Raw genomic sequence first — 15,383 nt, forward strand, 5'->3', positions numbered from 1 at the left:
CACTAACCTCGATCTTGCAGGTCAGGGTTGTTCGTCGGTCGGTTGCTGGTCATGCGGAGTTGGCTGATGGTGGGCGTGGGGATGCGCCGGCGTTGATTTCGCCGGTTCCTCCGGGCCGGTGGTTCCGGCTGCTTGTCGGGACGGGTGGGCTGTTCAGGTGTGTTGCAGGGCGGTCCAGCCGGTGTCGATGAGTGTGTTCCATGGCCAGTGGCGGGGTAGGCGGAGTCGTCGTTGCCGGCTGGTGTGGATGATCCGGCCGGCGACGGCGAGGATGCGTAGCCGGAGTCGTTTGGGTTCCCCAGCGGCGGGCTGGTTCGGTCGGTGGCCAGGCCAGGGTCTGGGTCCATGCGAGCAGGTCAGCGGCGAGCGCGACGATCTGCAGCCAGATCTGGTTGCGGTCGAAGTGGTGGTAGGGCAGGTTCCGCATGCCGGTGTCTTTCAGCGCGCGGATGCGGTCCTCGGCGCGGGCGCGCAGCCGGTGCCGGGTTTCCAGGCTGGTCAGGGTCCAGCCCGGTCCGTGGGTGTTGGTGGCGAAGCAGGTGATCCGCCATCCGTCAACGTCGGTGAGGTGCAGCTGCGCGCCGGGATGCGGCCGTTCGCGGCGGGCGATGACGCGCATCCCGGCCGGCCAGTCCTGCGGGCCGGGGCGGGTGGCCCGGACCGGTTCGGGCATCCATGCGGTGAGTTCGGCGACCTGGGCGCTGTCACGGTCGTGGCCGTCGGCGTCGACCGCGGCGCGCCACGCCTGGGCCGGGATCAGGTTGATGGCGGCGCGGACGGTTTCGTGGGCCGGGAACCCGATCGAGTACTCGAGGCCGGCGTTGGTGATGTGGTGCAGGAACAGTTTCGAGCAGGCCGCGGAGTCGGCGCGGACCAGCACCTGCGCCCGTTCCATTTCGGGGAGCTGCGCCAGGGCGGCGTCCAGGGCGGCGATGTGGTCGGTCTTCGACCATGGTGATGCCTTCCCGGCCCGCAACTGGATCAGCAGCGTTTCGCCGGTGCCGTGCTCGCCGTGGTCGACGAACGCGCACATCGGCACGAACCCGAACGTCCGTTTGAACGTCGGCTGCGCGCCCTCTTTGTCGGAGTGGGCGGCCACGATGGTGGAGTCGATGTCCACCACGACCATGCCGCCGTCGCGGCTCCCCGCGGTCCCGGCCAGAGGCCGTCGCCGGGTCCAGACCCGCTGCCGGGCGGCTGCGTGAGCGGCCCGGATCGCTGGCAACGCCATGTCGATGTCGGCGGCGAGCGCAGCGATCAGGCGGGACACCGTCGCGTCGCTGGCCACCGGTCCGAACACCTCCGGCTGCGCACGGACCACGGCCAGGTCGGCGGCGCAGTCCCCGCCCAACGCGACCGCGGTCGCGAGGTCCAGCAGCACCTTGCCCGGGTCGTGCTCGGCCCGGGCGCCCCGCCACCGGGCCAGCCCGGCCGGCAACAACTGGTCCAGCCCAGCCAGCCGGATCGTGCGCTGCAGCAGCAACCCACCCGAAGACGACACCAGCGACTCGCGGCCTGAATCCAGAACCAGACCGCGGCAGAAGCTACCCTTCACCTACGGAGTGCCTTTCCGCTCGGAGAACTTGAGACGTCGCAATCCCAAGTTTCCCTTGCCGGACAGGCACTTCCGTCTATCCGCCACCCGTGTCGGCCCTAGCCTGGTGAAATCCCGAGGCTAAGGCGTACTGCATAAAGGTGTATTGCCTTCAGGCGCACAACCAGCGGTCAGTCCGCGTGCCGCCGGATCCGCAGACCGTTTGCGAAGGCGACCGTGACGGTGGTGGCGAGGAGCCATCCGCCGAGGACGTCGCTGGGCCAGTGGGCGAGCAGCGCGACCCGGCTGACGCCGACGAGCACGGCCCAGGTGCCTGCCACCGCGACCAGGACCCGGCGTTGCCACCGGCCGGTCAGGACCGCGCGGCCGAGCACGATGAGGACGCCGGCGGTCACCGCCGAGGACGTGGTGTGCCCGGACGGGAACGCCCAGCCGGAGGTCGCGGTGAGCGGGCCCGCCGGCCGCGGGCGGTGCACCAGGGCGAGCAGGGTGAGCCGGACGGCGGTCGCGGTCACCGCGGTACCGAGCAGGAACCACAGGCCCGTGCGCCACCGCCGCCACAGCAGGGCCGCGGCCAGCAGCAGCACGACCGGCAGCAGCACGCGGTTGTCGGCGCTGTGCGTGATCACCGACATCGCCGAGCGCCAGCCGTCGTGCCGTGGCGCGGCGCGGCGGGCAGCGTCGCTGATCATGGTGTCGAGGTGGATGAGCGGGGCGAACCGGACGACGACGAGCACGGTGAGCACGCCCAGCGCGGCGGCGCCGAACACCGGAAAGCCGCGCACCGGAAAGCCGCGCACCGGAAAGCCGCGCACCGGAAAGCCGCGCACCGGAAAGCCGCGCACCGGAAAGCCGCGCACCGGGAACCTGCGCATCAGCCGCCGTCCGGGTCCATGCGGTAGCCGACGCCGCGGACGGTGCGGATCGCGGTCCGCCCGTACGGATGGTCGATCTTCTTGCGGATGTAGCCGACGTAGACCTCGACGATGTTCGGGTCGCCGTCGAACGCGGCGTCCCAGACGTTCTCGATGATGGCGGTCTTGGTGACCACGTCACCGGCGTGCCGCAGCATGAACTCCAGCAGCGCGAACTCCCGCGGCGTCACCGCGATCTCGTCGTCGCCGCGGGTCACCCGGCGGCGCGCCGGGTCCAGGCGCAGGTCGCCGGCGCCGAGCACGACCGGCCGTTGCGGCGCGCCGCGGCGGATCAGGGCGCGGAGCCGGGCGACGAGCACCACGAACGAGAACGGTTTCGTGAGGTAGTCGTCGGCGCCGAGGTCGAGCCCGTCGGCCTCGTCGTGGTCGCCGTCCTTCGCGGTCAGCATCAGCACCGGCGTCCACACGTCGCGCTGCCGCAGCTGCCGGCACACCTCGTAGCCGCTCAGCCCGGGCAGCATGATGTCCAGGACGATCGCGTCGTAGGCGCCGTTGGGTGACTCGGTCGCCGCCCACAGCCCGTCGACGCCGTTGAAGATCAGGTCGGTGGTGAACCCTTCGGTGCGCAGCCCGTCCCGGATCGTCTCGGCCAGCCCGACCTCGTCCTCGACCAGCAGCAACCGCATTCTGGCCTCCTACGGGCGGCGCCGGCGCGAGCGGCAACACCGCGCCCGGTCCGACCCTACCGAGGCCGGGCCCGCCGGCGTCGCGGGACCGCGACAGCCGGTTTTCAACGGTTTCTCAGGTTCGCCTGCCTACCTTGGGCACGCATGGAGGTGACCAGGGTGAACTACCGTCTGTTCCAGCTGATCAACGACCACGCCGGCCGGGTCGACCGGGTCGACGACGTCATGGAGTTCCTCGCCGGGCCGTTCGTCTACGGCGTCTTCGCGGCGTTCGCCGTCGTCGTGGTACGAGCCCTGCGGCGCGGGCAGCGGGGCCAGGTCGCGTACGCGTTCGCCGCGCTGCTGGTGGCGTTCCTGGGCGCGCAGCTGCTGAACCACCTCAACGGTCAGCTCCGCCCGTTCCAGTCGCACCACGTGCACCAGCTCGTCGCGCACGCCGGCGGGGTGTCGCTGCCCAGCGACCACGCCACCGCCGCGTTCGCGATCGCTTTGGCCGTGGGGGTGTTCCTGGACCGCGCCTGGGGCATGGTCCTGCTGGTTGCCGCCGCGGCCGTCGGGCTGGCCCGGATCTGGGTCGGCGTGCACTACCCGGGCGACATCCTCGCCGCTCTCGGCATCGCGGTCGCCGCGGTCGCCCTTGTCGCCAGTACCCCGGCCGCCCCGACCGTGAGGAAGCCCGCGTGAAGTTCCTGGACCCGGAGTGGCTCATCTCCACGTTCGGGATGCTCGGCATCCTGGCGATCGTCTTCGCCGAGTCGGGCCTGCTGATCGGCTTCTTCCTGCCCGGCGACTCGCTGCTGTTCACCACCGGGCTGCTCGTCGCCGACGGCAAGTACCTGCACCAGCCGCTGTGGCTGGTGTGCCTGCTGGTGTCCGTCGCCGCCGTCGCCGGTGACCAGTTCGGCTACCTGTTCGGCCGGCGGGTCGGCCCGGCACTGTTCCGGCGGCCCGACGCACGGCTGTTCCGGCAGGAGCATCTGGCCAGGGCGCGGCGGTTCTTCGCCAGGTACGGCGCCCGGTCGATCGTGCTGGCCCGGTTCGTGCCGGTGGTGCGGACGTTCACCCCGATCGTCGCCGGTGCCAGCGGCATGCACTACCGCACGTTCGTGCTGTACAACATCATCGGCGGCACGCTGTGGGGGACCGGCGTGACGGTCCTCGGCTACTTCCTCGGCCAGGTCGCGTTCGTGAAGTCCAACATCGAGCTGATCCTGATCGGCATCGTCGTGCTGTCGGTGCTGCCGATCGCCGTCGAACTGCTCCGCGCCAGGTCCCGAAAGCACTGAACAGCATCCAGAAGGCACTGAGCGGCCCGACGGCGTGAGGTCAGGTGATCAGCCGGCCGTCGCTCATGAGGAACCGGCGGCGGCAGGCGTCGGCGACGGCCTGCTCGTGGGTGATGATGACCATGGTGGTCCCGGCGGTGTTGAGCTCGGTCAGCAGCGCCATGATCTCGGCGCTGGTGGCCGAGTCGAGGTTGCCCGTCGGCTCGTCGGCGAAGACGATGGCCGGGCGCCCGACGATGGCCCGGGCGACGGCGACCCGCTGCCGCTCACCGCCGGACAGCTTGGTGACCCGGTGGTGCAGGCGGTGGCCCAGGCCGACCCGTTGCAGGGCCTCCCGTGCGGCGGCCCGGCGCCCGGCGGTGGGGACCGCACGGTAGAGCAGGCCGTTGGCCACGTTGTCGACGGCGTCGAGCGACTCGAGCAGGAAGAACTGCTGGAAGACCACGCCGATGCGGTGGGCGCGGACGCCGGCCAGCTCGCGGTCCGACAGGTGCTCGACGGCGAGCCCGTCGACGGCGATCGAGCCCGCCGTGGGCCGGTCGAGGGTGGCCATCAGGTTGAGCAGGGTGGACTTGCCGGAGCCGGACGGCCCGCGGATGGCAAGCATGTCGCCGGCCTCGACCGACAGGTCGACGCCGCGGACGGACTCGACGGGCGGCTCGCCGGGGTAGGTCTTGCGGACGTCGCGCAGTTCCAGAACGTGCCGCACAGGGATCAGCCCTTGGCCGGCTTCGGCGGGCGCAGCTGGCCGCAGGCCTGGTCCGCGGTGGCGTAGGCCGGGTCGCGGTTGTCGGCGAGGACCTGGATCCGCTCCGGCAGGTTGACGTCGCCGTGCTCGTCCGGGTCGGGGAAGTCCGGCAGGCCGTGCTCGCGCATGCAGGCCGCGAAGGCCCGCAGCTTCGTCATGGCCTCGGCCGTCAATGGTTTCGCGTCGCTGAACGCGATCTTCCAGTCGTGGACCAGCGGCCGGCACGCCTCGGCCGGCAGCCAGTCGCCGATCGTGTCGGTCGGGAAGTTCCAGCGGCCCTGGTCGTCCTGCACGGGGTCGGGGAACTGCGGAAAGCCGTTCGCCCGCTGGCACTCCGCCAGCGCGACGGCGGCGGCCTGGTTGGAGGCCCGTGACGGCGACGGCACGGCACCCGGTGTTCCGCCCGCGGCGTCGGTACAGCCGGCGACGGCCACGACCGAGAGCAGGGCGAGGCTCCGGAGAGCGGCGAGGTTCCGAGGAGTCATGACCCGACCATCCCGGATCCGCCGCCCGGTGACTTCGTCGAAAAGTGGCCGGTCGACACCCGAAAATGGCGGGCCGCGGACACCCCGAAAGGCGGGTCAGTCCAGCGCCTCGCCCAGCGGCACGAGGCCCTGCTGCAGGCCGAAGATCGCCGCCTGGGTGCGGTCCTGCAGCCCGAGCTTGGTCAGCACGCTCGACACGTACGACTTCACGGTCAGCTCGCCGAGCGACAGCGCCTTGGCGATCTCGCGGTTGGACCGGCCGCGGGACAGCAGCGCCAGCACGTCACGCTCGCGGGCCGACAGCCGCGCCAGCGGTCCCTGGTCGCCGGCCCGCACACCCCGTACGAGCAGCGCGGCCACATCCGGGTCCAGCACGCTGCCGCCGGTCACCGCCGCCCGCACCGCCTCGACGACCCGGTCCACGGCGGTGCTCTTGGACAGGTAGGACACGGCGCCGGCCCGCACCGCGTCCAGCGCCCGGTCCTCGGCCGGGTACGACGTCAGTACCACGACCGCCGCCGGATCGCCGCGTTCGCGCAGCGCGTGCAGCACGCCCAGGCCGTCGAGGCCCGGCATCACCATGTCCAGCAGCACCACGTCGGGCCGCAGCCGGTCGATGTCGGCGAGGGCGGCGGCGCCGTCCGCGCACTCGCCGACCACCGTCACGTCGGCCTCCTGCTCCAGCGCGAACCGCAGTCCCTGGCGGACGACCTCGTGGTCGTCGACGACGAGCACCCGGATCATGCGGCACCCACCGGCAGCAGCACCCGCACCGTCGTGCCGCGGTCCGGGGCGCTGACGACGTCGACCGTGCCGCCGAGCTCGCCGACCCGGTCACGCATCAGCCGCAGGCCCATGCCCTGACGGTCGCCGGCCGAGGCGGGGTCGAAGCCGCGGCCGTCGTCGTGGACCGTGATCGTCAGCCGTTCGCCGACCCGGGTCACCCGCAGCTCGACGCTGTCCGGCCGCCCGTGGCGAACCGCGTTGCTCAGCGCCTCCTGCACGACCCGCAGGACCGTGTGCTCGACGGGCGGGCCGAGCCGCTCCGCCTCCAGGTGCGCGGTGACGGTGACCCCGAGCCGCTCCTGGTAGCCCTGGCACAGCCCGGCGAGCGCCTCGGCCAGGCCGGCGTCCTCCAGCGCCACCGGGCGCAGCTCCAGCAGCATGGCCCGCATCTCCCGTTTGGTGCGCTCCAGCGACTGCTCCAGCGACGCCGCCTGGTGCCGCAGCGCGGAGCCGTCCGGCAGCGCCTTGCGCAGGCCACCGGCGAGCAGGCTGGCGGAGAACAGGTCCTGGGAGATCGAGTCGTGCAGCTCCCGGGTGATCCGGGTCCGCTCCGCCCGCCGGGCCTCGGCCCCCGCCGCGGCGCGTTCCGCGGCGACGGCGGCCTCGAGGCGTTCGGCCATGGCGTTGAACGACCGCTCCAGCAGCGCCACCTCGTCGTCGCCGGTGACCGGCAGCCGGGTGCGCAGGTCGCCGTCGGCCATCGCCGCCGTGCCCTGGGCCAGCCGCCGGATCCGGCGGATCAGCGGGCCGGTGCTGAGCAGCCCGAACAGCGCGCCGACCGGGATCAGCATGAGCAGCACGACGCCGCCGGGGAGGAGCAGCCCGCCGAGCCCGGTGACCGGGTCCGCCGGTCCGGGGGTCTCCGGCGAGCCGTCCTTCCGCGCGAGCGCGTCCTTGTCGACGAGCATCCGCACGTAGACGACGCCGACCACCCGCTCCGCGCCGGCCGGGTCGGTGATCCGCACCGGGCTCGTCGCCCACGCTCCGGCGTGCCCGCCGACCGAGACCCGGCCGCCGCGGCCCGTCAGCGCCCCCGCCGCGTCCTTCACCGTGGAACCGGTCGGCAGGACGGTCTCGGAGGTGCTGCCGAGCACCCGGCCGTCGACCGTCGTCAGCGCCAGCAGGACGACCGGGTCGGCGTCGGCGCTGATCCGCCCGCCGCCGTGCCCGGTCAGCAGGGCGCCGCCGCCGGCGAGGAGCTCGGCGTCCGACCGGCCGGGCTGCGCCGCGGCGGCCTTGGCCACGGTGTCGCCGACGCCGGTCGCGGTCTCCACCGCCTGCCGCGCGGTCTTGGACTGGACCGCGTCGGCCTCGGCCTCGGCGAGCCGCTGCCGGGCCTGCTCGACGCTGTCCCCGGCGGCCATCACCCGCGGCAGCATGATCGCCAGCGCGACGGCCTCCACCACGAGCACGGCGACGGCGGACACCAGCACGTAGGACACCGCCATGCGCGAGCGCAGGCCCAATCTGGACAGCATGCCGCCTCCGGGGAAGACCAGCTCCAGGCTACGCATGTCCCGGGTGGTGCGGGGGCCGCCCGGCACGGCCGTTGGTGGGTGCCCGCCCACCCACTTTCGGCGGTGCCGGCCCCACCTCGACGAGCGGCGCGGGTCGGCCACCTTTCGGGGCGGCGCGCACGCCGGTGCACCGGCCATCGTGTCGGCATGAGTCGCAGGCGATCGAGAATCGTGTCGGCGGTGACCGCCGCCGGGGTGGCCGGCGCCGCGAGCGTGGCGGGCTTCGTCGCGCTGGACGGCCCAGGCGGGACGGGCGCGACACCGCAGGAGGCGGCGGCGTCGGCGACGACCGCGCAGGTCCGCCGCGGCGACGTGGCCGAGCGGCGGTGGGTCAACGGGACGCTCGGCTATGCGGGGGAGCACGTCGTCGTCGCGCCGGGGGCGGGGACGCTCACCCGGCTGCCCGCGGTCGGCTCGACCGTCGGCCGTGGCGCGGCCGTCTACGACGCCGACGGGCTGCCGGTCATCCTGCTCTACGGGGGGTTGCCGCCGTGGCGGCAGCTGCAGGCGGGGATGACCGACGGCGCCGACGTCGAGCAGCTGGAGTCGAACCTCGTCCAGCTCGGCCACGGCGCCGGCGTCACCGTCGACCGGCACTTCAGCGCGGCGACCGCGCAGGCCGTCCGGCGCTGGCAACGCGCCTCGGGCCTGCCGGTGACCGGCTCGGTGCCGCTCGGCCAGGTGGTGTTCGCACCGGAGGCGGTCCGCGTCGCCGGTGCGGAGCTCGTGCCGGGTGCGCAGGTGCAGCCGGGTGGCGTGGTGCTCCGTGGTACCGGCGGAGCACCCGCCGTCACGTTCCTGCTCGTGCCCAGGCAGCTGCCGACCGCCAAGGCCGGTGACCCGGTCGCCGTCACGCTGCCCGACGGCACCACCCGCGACGGGACGATCGTCAGCATCGGCGCGGTCACGGTGCCCACCGAGACCTCCGGACCGAACGGCGGCAACAACCAGCCGACGGCGACCGTCACCGTCCGGGTCGACGGTGCGATCACCGGCTTCATGGACCAGACCCAGGTCCAGGTCGCGGTCACCGTCGCGGCCCGCACCGGCGTGCTCACCGTGCCGGTCACCGCCCTGAACCCGGTGGCCGGCGGCACGTACCAGGTCGCGGTCGTCGACGGCGGCGGGACGCACCGGGTCGACGTGCGGACCGGCCTCTTCGACGAGCGGACCGGGCTCGTCGAGGTCGACGGGCCCGGCCTGACCGAGGGCCAGCAGGTGCGGGTGCCGCGTGCGACCCCGTGACCTTCCGCGCAGCGCCCTGCGGGCCGCGGACCTGCTGCCGCTGGGCACGCTGGGGCTGCGCACCCAGACCGTCCGCGCGCTGCTGTCGGGGCTGGGCATCGCGATCGGCATCGCCTCGATCGTCGCGGTGCTCAGCGTCACCCGGTCCAGCCAGTCCCACGTCCTCGACCAGATCGACCGGCTCGGCACCAACCTCCTCACCGTCGCCAACGGCGAGGATCCCGCCGGTTTCGAGCAGCCGTTGCGGGCCACCGCGGCGCCGATGATCGGCCTGCTTCCGGCGGTCCGGTCGGTCGCACCGACGGCGCAGCTGGAGCTGGTCAACGTGTACCGCAACGACCACGTCCCGCAGGGCCGCACCGGCGGGATGTCCGTGCGGGCGTGCGACGCCTCGCTGCTCGCCACCCTCGACGGCGCGCTGCACACCGGCACGTTCCTGGACGACGGCCGCTATCCCGTCGCCGTGCTCGGCTCGCGCGCCGCCGGTACCCTCGGCATCGACGACATCGCCGACGGCCCCCGGATCTGGCTGGGCGGGCACTGGTTCACCGTCGTCGGCATCCTCGACCCGATGCCGCTCGCCCCGGAGATCGACCGCTCGGCCCTGGTGTCGTTCGCGTCGGCCTCGGACCTGCTCGGCTACGACGGCGCCCCGAGCCGCATCTACGTGCGGACCGACCCCGACCATGTGCTGGACGTCGCCGCGGTCCTGCACCGCGCGTCCGACCCGGAGCAGCCCTCACGCGTCCGGGTGAGCCGCCCCTCCGACGCGCTCACCACCGAGCTGGCCGTCAAGCAGGCGGGTGCCGGGCTCTTCCTGGGCCTCGGCGGCATCGCGCTGCTCGTCGGGGCGATCGGCATCGCCAACGTCATGGTCATCTCCGTGCTGGAACGCCGCACCGAGATCGGGGTGCGCCGCGCGCTCGGCGCGACCCGCGGCCACGTCGCCGCCCAGTTCCTGACGGAGTCCCTGATGCTGTCCGTGATCGGCGGCCTGGCCGGGGTCGCGATCGGCGTCGCGGTCACCGCCGTGATCGCCGTCGACCGCGGCTGGACCGTCCTCGTCCCACCTTTGGCGCTGTGGGGCAGCCTGGGTGTCTCGCTGGTCGCGGGAGCGCTCGCCGGCCTGTATCCGGCGCTGCGCGCCGCCGCCGTCCCGCCGACCGACGCCTTGCGGACGACCTGATCAGCGGATCGCCTCGGGCTCGCCCTGCGTGGCGGTCAGGGTCTCGGCGGCCGGGATGGCCGCCCGCAGCAGCGTGCCGCCGCCGGTGGGGCTGCTGATGGTCAGGTGTCCGCCGAGCGCCTCGACGCGGTCCTGCAGCGCGGTGAGCCCGGTGCCGCGGCGCGGGTCGGCGCCCCCGACGCCGTCGTCGCGGATCAGGACGTGCAGGGTGTCGTCCCGGGTCGCGATCTGCACGTGTACGACGGTGGCGTGGGCGTGCCCGGCCGCGTTGGTCAGCGCCTCGGACACGAGGTGATACGCGGCCGTCTCGACCCGGGTGGGCATGCGCCGGCAGGTGTGCAGGTCGACCTCGACCGGCACCGGGGACCTGCGCGCGAGCGCCTTGACCGCGGGCGGCAGGCCACCCTCGGCGAGCAGCGTCGGGTGGATGCCCCGGGAGATCTCCCGCAGGTTGTCCACGGCGTTGTTCAAGGTGCTCAGGGTGCGTGACAGTTCCTCCCTGGTCTCGTGCAGCTCCGGCGGCAGGCCGGCCCGGGTGATGCCGAGCTGCATGGCGACGGCGAGGAAGTGCTGCAGCGCGCTGTCGTGCAGGTTCCGTTCGATGCGCTGGCGGGCCTGGTCCGCGGCGACGACCAGGCGGGCCCGGGACGCGGCGAGCTCGGCCTGGCTGTTGGCGTTGGCGATGGCGATGGCGGCGAGGTCGGTGAAGGCCGCGACGCGCGTCTCGGTGTCGGGCGGCAGCGGCTCGGTCCGGGTCCACGCGACACCGGCCACTCCCCACAGCCGTCCCTCGACCACGATCGGCACCCCGACCACGGAATTGATGCCCAGCTCGCGGGCCAACGCGGCGACAGGGCCGGCCGCGTCCTGGAAACTGTCCACCCTGGCCGCGTGTCCCGTGTCCCGCACCTTCGCCAGGACGTTCTCACCCTCGATCGGCCAGTGCCCCTGGCCTTCCTCCAGCTCGGCCATACTGGTCGAGACGACGCAGGCGGTGCCGTCGGGCTCGAAGCGGCACAGCCACGTGCTGTACTCACCGAACAGCCCGCGCAGCTCCGTGGTGATCGCCTCGAAGACCTCGATCGGCCGGCTGCCGGACGCCACGAGTGTCGCCACCCGGCCCAACGCGGTCTGTTCGGCGGCGAGCCGGCGCAGGTGTTCCCGGCTCGCCGCACGTTCGCAGCCGGCGTGCAGCAGCGACGCCAGTGGCGGCACGACCCGGTCCCGCAGCCGCTGCTCCGTCCGCGGGGGAATGCCGGCCGGCACGACGATGGTCCCGAGCTGGGCATTGCCGGCGCGCAGCGGAAACGCCGGCTGCCGGTCGTCGCCGGGGGCGGCGAGGTGGATCACCGCGCCGGGCAGGTCGAGGGACCGCGCGATGCGCGTCGCGACGGCGGGCAGCACGGCGGCGATGTCATCCGCGTGCAGCAGCAGCCGGGCCATGTCGGCGGTGAGATCCGACTCCTCGGCCTGAGCGGCGCGCAGCCGGGACAGGTCGGCCACCGCGCTGGTGGCCACGGCGACGACGAGCAGGAGCGCCATCGCGACGACCTCCCGCACGTCGGAGACGGCGAACCTGCCGACGGGCTGGACGTGGAAGTAGACGAACGCCACCGTGCTGGTCACGGCGGTGACCAGACCGAGCCACATGCCCCACGTCATCGAGGCCACCAGCACACCGATGATGTAGACCATGCCCGGGTCGAACGGTGCCATCACCTCCTGGAGCGGATAGAGCAGGAGGGTTTCCACCACTATCAGCAGGGCGGCAACCGAGAGCCCGAGCCATCGGGGCGGGGGTGTCGGTCGGACCAGCCAGGACCACGAACCGACGTGCACGAACACCATGCTAATCCGGGTTGTGGCCCGGACCGGCGCTGAGCGGTCCCGCGCCGGTGACAGCCGCCGGCGGTGAGGGTTGTGTGCCGGGCGGGCGGGGTAGCTCGCCCGGATGGAGACGGACGTCCAGCCGATCCCGCGCGGGTTCACCGCGCAGGGCCAGGCGCTGTTCGGGCCGCTGTGCGAGGCGGTCCGGCGGCGCGACTACGGCCGGCTGTGGCTGGGCCCGGCGGCCGCGGCGCTGGTGACGGTCCTGGCCGTCGCCGCCCGCACCGAGCCCGGGCATGTGGTCATCAGGCGGTACGCCATCACGCATCCCGACGATCCGCTCCTGGCGGTCGTGCTGCGGCTGCCGACGTCGATGTTCGCGCCGGCGGCGCTGCTGCCGTTCTGGTTCGCGGTGCTGCAGGTGCTGCTCGTGTTCAGCCTGACCCAGGCGGTGCTGGGCACGGGGCGGGCCGTGGCCGTCGCGTTCGCCGGGCACAGCGCCGCCACGCTGTCCGCGGCGCTGTGGGTCGCGGCCGGGCCGCCGGTGGGCCTCAGGTCGCAGATCGGTCACCTCGCCGACGCCGGCCCGTCGGCCGCGGTGGTGGCGTTGCTGGCGTACACCGCGGTCCGCCTGCGCATCGGGTGGCTCGCGGCGGCGCTCCCGGTGTACCACGCCGCCGAGGTAGCCGCCGTGGGCGGGCTGGCGTCCCGCGAGCATCTCGTCGCCTCGGTGACCGGGGTCGTGCTGGCGCTGATCCTGGACCGGCGGTACGCCGGCATCCTGGCCGGCCGGCCGGTCGCCCCGGGTCCGTAGCGGTCGGCGGCCGGGCGGGCACAGGGTTGACGGCCCGGCGGCCGGGTATCGGCGCGGGGTCATGATCCACCGGACGTGGCGGCACACGAACCAGCCCGGCCTCGTGCCGGCCCGGTACCTGCCCGGTGCCGACCTCGCCGCCGATCTCGCCGCGGCCGCGGGGCCGGCGGCGAAGGCGCGGGTGCTACTGGCGGCGGTGGCCGGGCTGCGGCTGGCGCCGCTGTACGTGGCGGCGGTGGTCGGGATCAGCCTCGGCATCGACTGGTTCGCCGGGGCGCAGGCCCGGTCGCTGATCGTCGCGGCGAACTCCACCAACGTGGCCAACCTCCAGCAGCACCGGGTGTGGACCCTGTTCACCAGCGCGTTCGTGCTGAGTGACCCGATCGAGCCGGTGCAGGTCCTGACGCTGCTGCTGCTCACCGGGGCGGCCGAGCTGGTGTGGGGGCGGCGCCGGCTGGCCGAGGTGTTCCTGCTGACCCACGTGATCGCCAGCTGCCTGGTCTATGCGGTGCTGCAGGTCGGTCTCCGCCACGGCTGGCTCGGCCAGGAGGTGGCCCGGGCCGCCGACGTGGGGACCAGCTACGGCGCGCACGCCGTGGCGGCGGCCCTGGCCTGCAGTCTGCCGGTGCGGGCCCGGCGGGTGCTGGTGCCCGCGGTCCTGGTCCTCGTGGTGCTCCCGTTCGCCGACGCCAGGACCTTCACCAGCCTCGGGCATCTGCTGTCGACCCTGATCGGGCTGCTGGCGGGCTGGCAGCTGCGGCACCGGCCCCTCGCCGGGCGACTGCGCCGGCCCGGCGCGCAACGCACCGACCGGCCCGCGCTCTACACCTTCGCCACGGCCCAGCAGGCACAGGACGCGCTGGTCTTCGTGCTGCACCTGCGGGAGCAGCAGCGGATCCGGCTCGACGACGCCGTGGTCGCCTGGTCCGACGCCGGGTCCGGGGCCGGCCGTCCGTACCGGCTGCACGAACTGCAGACCCGGGACCTGGGCGTCCTCGACGGTGCCCTCGCGGGGGCGGCGTGGGGCATCGTGATCGGCACGCTCGCCGGGTGGCCGATCACCGGACTGGCCGTCGGTGCCGTCGCGGCCGCGGCCGTGGCCGGGATCCACGACGCCGGGCTGTCCGATGCCGTCGTCGAGCGGGCGGCCCGCGGGGTCCCGCCGGGCCGGGCGGTCCTCGTGCTGCTCACCGCCCCGGCGGACCAGCCGCGCATCTCGGCCGAGCTCGGCCGCGCCGGTGGCGTGCCGCGCGACGCGACCGGGTAGGCGGCACCGACCCGGGTGGGCCGGGCCGCGGCGCACGTGCTCCGGCGGCGCCGACGGCCGTTCCGGGCGCGTGGTGGTGGACGGTGGCTGCCGCCGCGGTGGGCGGGCGCCGTGCCAGGCGTGTGGTGGACGTCGGTGGGGCGGGCGCCGTGCCAGGCGTGTGGTGGACCGCGGTGGGCGGGCGCCGTGCCGGTGATGCCGGTGGCACGGCGCCCGCCGCCTCACATCTCGCAGGCCAGGCGCCGCCGGGCGACGTAGACGACGTTCACGGCATAACGGTCGGTGCCCGGCAGGACGCTCGCCGCCGAGTCGACGCCGCGGGCGATCCGGTCCAGGCCGCGGCGCTCGTACCAGCCCGGGGTCAGCATCGAGAAGCCGCGCCGCTCCACGATCTCGAAGCCGTGCCGGGCCAGCAGGTCGCCGACGTCCTCGTGCGACAGCTCGGCGAACCAGCGCTGCCCCCGCAACCGCCGGGCGCGCAGGTGCCGCAGTGAGCGGGCGTTGCCGTGGTTCTCGATGACGAGCAGCCCGGAGCCGGGCGTGGGCAGGACCCGCGCGGCGAAGGCGAGGGCCCGGTCGCGGACGGCGTCGTCGACGTTGAGCAGCAGCCGGAACATGGTGACCAGCGCCGGTCCGTCCGGAGCGAAGGCCGGCCACGGCACGGGGCCGTCGGCGGCGACCGTGTGCAGGTGGGCGCGGGTGCCCACGGAGGCGGCCTTGGCGAGCATGTCGGTGGAGGTGTCGTAGCCGTGCGCCTCCCGGACGAGGCCGTGCAGGCTGCGGATCGCCCGGCCCGTGCCGCAGGCGAAGTCGTGCTGGACCGGCCGGTCGCCGGGGAATGCCCGGCGGACCAGGGCGCGCAGGTAGGCGCGCTGGCGTTCGTTGATCCGGGAGGCGTAGCTGCCCGGTGCGTAGGTGACGTGCTCGTACTTGTCGACCGCGCCGGCGTGCTGGAACACCTGCGCGTAGTTCGTGTCCAAAGCTGATCCCCGTTCCGTTGTGCCGCCTACCCAGGCCAACGGCAGCGTGACGCAGCGGATACGGCTCGTGACGGTACGCCACGATCGAAGCGGCATACGCTCAGGGTATATACGCGGCGTATACCC

At 73.8% G+C, this 15,383-nt stretch carries 14 protein-coding genes and 1 pseudogene; 6 read left to right on the forward strand and 9 right to left on the reverse strand.

The features are described from left to right. Positions 1-153: 153 nt before the first annotated feature. The 3 genes and pseudogenes from ACZ6TV_RS18750 to ACZ6TV_RS18760 form a co-directional block, all read right to left on the reverse strand. Positions 154-1,555 (reverse strand): annotated as a pseudogene (locus ACZ6TV_RS18750) (IS1380 family transposase). 170 nt (positions 1,556-1,725) lie between these two features. Then, a complete protein-coding gene (locus ACZ6TV_RS18755; RefSeq protein ID WP_465298455.1) occupies positions 1,726-2,340 on the reverse strand; it encodes a phosphatase PAP2 family protein in 615 nt (204 codons plus the stop codon). Positions 2,341-2,429: 89 nt separating this feature from the next. Beyond that, positions 2,430-3,116 carry a response regulator transcription factor gene (locus ACZ6TV_RS18760; protein WP_465298456.1) on the reverse strand — a complete coding sequence of 229 codons (687 nt, stop codon included), beginning with the start codon at positions 3,114-3,116 and terminating at the stop codon, positions 2,430-2,432. A gap of 159 nt (positions 3,117-3,275) precedes the next feature. On the opposite strand from ACZ6TV_RS18760, the gene ACZ6TV_RS18765 reads away from it, so the two are divergent. Then, positions 3,276-3,800: a phosphatase PAP2 family protein gene (locus ACZ6TV_RS18765; protein WP_465298457.1), complete on the forward strand. Its 525-nt coding sequence runs from the start codon at positions 3,276-3,278 to the stop codon at positions 3,798-3,800. 38 nt (positions 3,801-3,838) lie between these two features. Beyond that, positions 3,839-4,402 (forward strand): DedA family protein, encoded by a 564-nt coding sequence (locus tag ACZ6TV_RS18770; protein ID WP_465298680.1) that lies wholly within the window; start codon positions 3,839-3,841, stop codon positions 4,400-4,402. 40 nt (positions 4,403-4,442) lie between these two features. On the opposite strand, the gene ACZ6TV_RS18775 is transcribed toward ACZ6TV_RS18770, so the two are convergent. The 4 genes from ACZ6TV_RS18775 to ACZ6TV_RS18790 all read right to left on the reverse strand — a co-directional run bounded on the left by ACZ6TV_RS18775 (position 4,443) and on the right by ACZ6TV_RS18790 (position 7,935). After that, on the reverse strand, positions 4,443-5,111 hold the full coding sequence (locus ACZ6TV_RS18775; protein ID WP_465298458.1) for an ABC transporter ATP-binding protein: 669 nt from the start codon (positions 5,109-5,111) through the stop codon (positions 4,443-4,445). Between the two features lie 5 nt (positions 5,112-5,116). Next, positions 5,117-5,635 (reverse strand): hypothetical protein, encoded by a 519-nt coding sequence (locus tag ACZ6TV_RS18780; protein WP_465298459.1) that lies wholly within the window; start codon positions 5,633-5,635, stop codon positions 5,117-5,119. A 96-nt stretch (positions 5,636-5,731) separates the two neighbouring features. Further along, positions 5,732-6,379: a response regulator gene (locus ACZ6TV_RS18785; RefSeq protein ID WP_465298460.1), complete on the reverse strand. Its 648-nt coding sequence runs from the start codon at positions 6,377-6,379 to the stop codon at positions 5,732-5,734. Further along, positions 6,376-7,935, reverse strand: a complete 1,560-nt coding sequence (locus tag ACZ6TV_RS18790; RefSeq protein WP_465298461.1) for a HAMP domain-containing sensor histidine kinase — start codon at positions 7,933-7,935, stop codon at positions 6,376-6,378. Before ACZ6TV_RS18790 ends, ACZ6TV_RS18785 begins: the two co-directional genes overlap by 4 nt. Positions 7,936-8,085: 150 nt before the next feature. On the opposite strand from ACZ6TV_RS18790, the gene ACZ6TV_RS18795 reads away from it, so the two are divergent. Together ACZ6TV_RS18795 and ACZ6TV_RS18800 are read left to right on the forward strand one after the other, a co-directional pair. Continuing rightward, positions 8,086-9,183, forward strand: a complete 1,098-nt coding sequence (locus tag ACZ6TV_RS18795; protein ID WP_465298462.1) for a peptidoglycan-binding protein — start codon at positions 8,086-8,088, stop codon at positions 9,181-9,183. Then, entirely contained in the window at positions 9,170-10,369 is a 1,200-nt protein-coding gene (locus ACZ6TV_RS18800) for an ABC transporter permease (protein WP_465298463.1), read from the forward strand. The genes ACZ6TV_RS18795 and ACZ6TV_RS18800 overlap by 14 nt, the downstream gene beginning before the upstream one ends. Here ACZ6TV_RS18800 and ACZ6TV_RS18805 read toward each other — a convergent pair whose 3' ends face one another. Next, positions 10,370-12,217, reverse strand: a complete 1,848-nt coding sequence (locus ACZ6TV_RS18805) for a DUF4118 domain-containing protein (protein ID WP_465298464.1) — start codon at positions 12,215-12,217, stop codon at positions 10,370-10,372. A gap of 103 nt (positions 12,218-12,320) precedes the next feature. On the opposite strand from ACZ6TV_RS18805, the gene ACZ6TV_RS18810 reads away from it, so the two are divergent. Beyond that, the gene (locus ACZ6TV_RS18810; protein WP_465298465.1) at positions 12,321-13,010 is read left to right on the forward strand and encodes a hypothetical protein; all 690 of its coding nucleotides are present in this window, start codon (positions 12,321-12,323) and stop codon (positions 13,008-13,010) included. A gap of 61 nt (positions 13,011-13,071) precedes the next feature. Then, complete coding sequence (locus tag ACZ6TV_RS18815) at positions 13,072-14,277, forward strand: rhomboid-like protein (RefSeq protein ID WP_465298466.1); 1,206 nt, start codon at positions 13,072-13,074, stop codon at positions 14,275-14,277. Positions 14,278-14,498: 221 nt separating this feature from the next. Here the strand turns inward: ACZ6TV_RS18815 and ACZ6TV_RS18820 are convergent, their stop codons facing one another. Next, the gene (locus ACZ6TV_RS18820) at positions 14,499-15,257 is read right to left on the reverse strand and encodes a class I SAM-dependent methyltransferase (protein WP_465298467.1); all 759 of its coding nucleotides are present in this window, start codon (positions 15,255-15,257) and stop codon (positions 14,499-14,501) included. Positions 15,258-15,383 lie beyond the last annotated feature (126 nt).

The sequence above is a fragment of the Dactylosporangium sp. NPDC051087 genome (assembly GCF_055586325.1).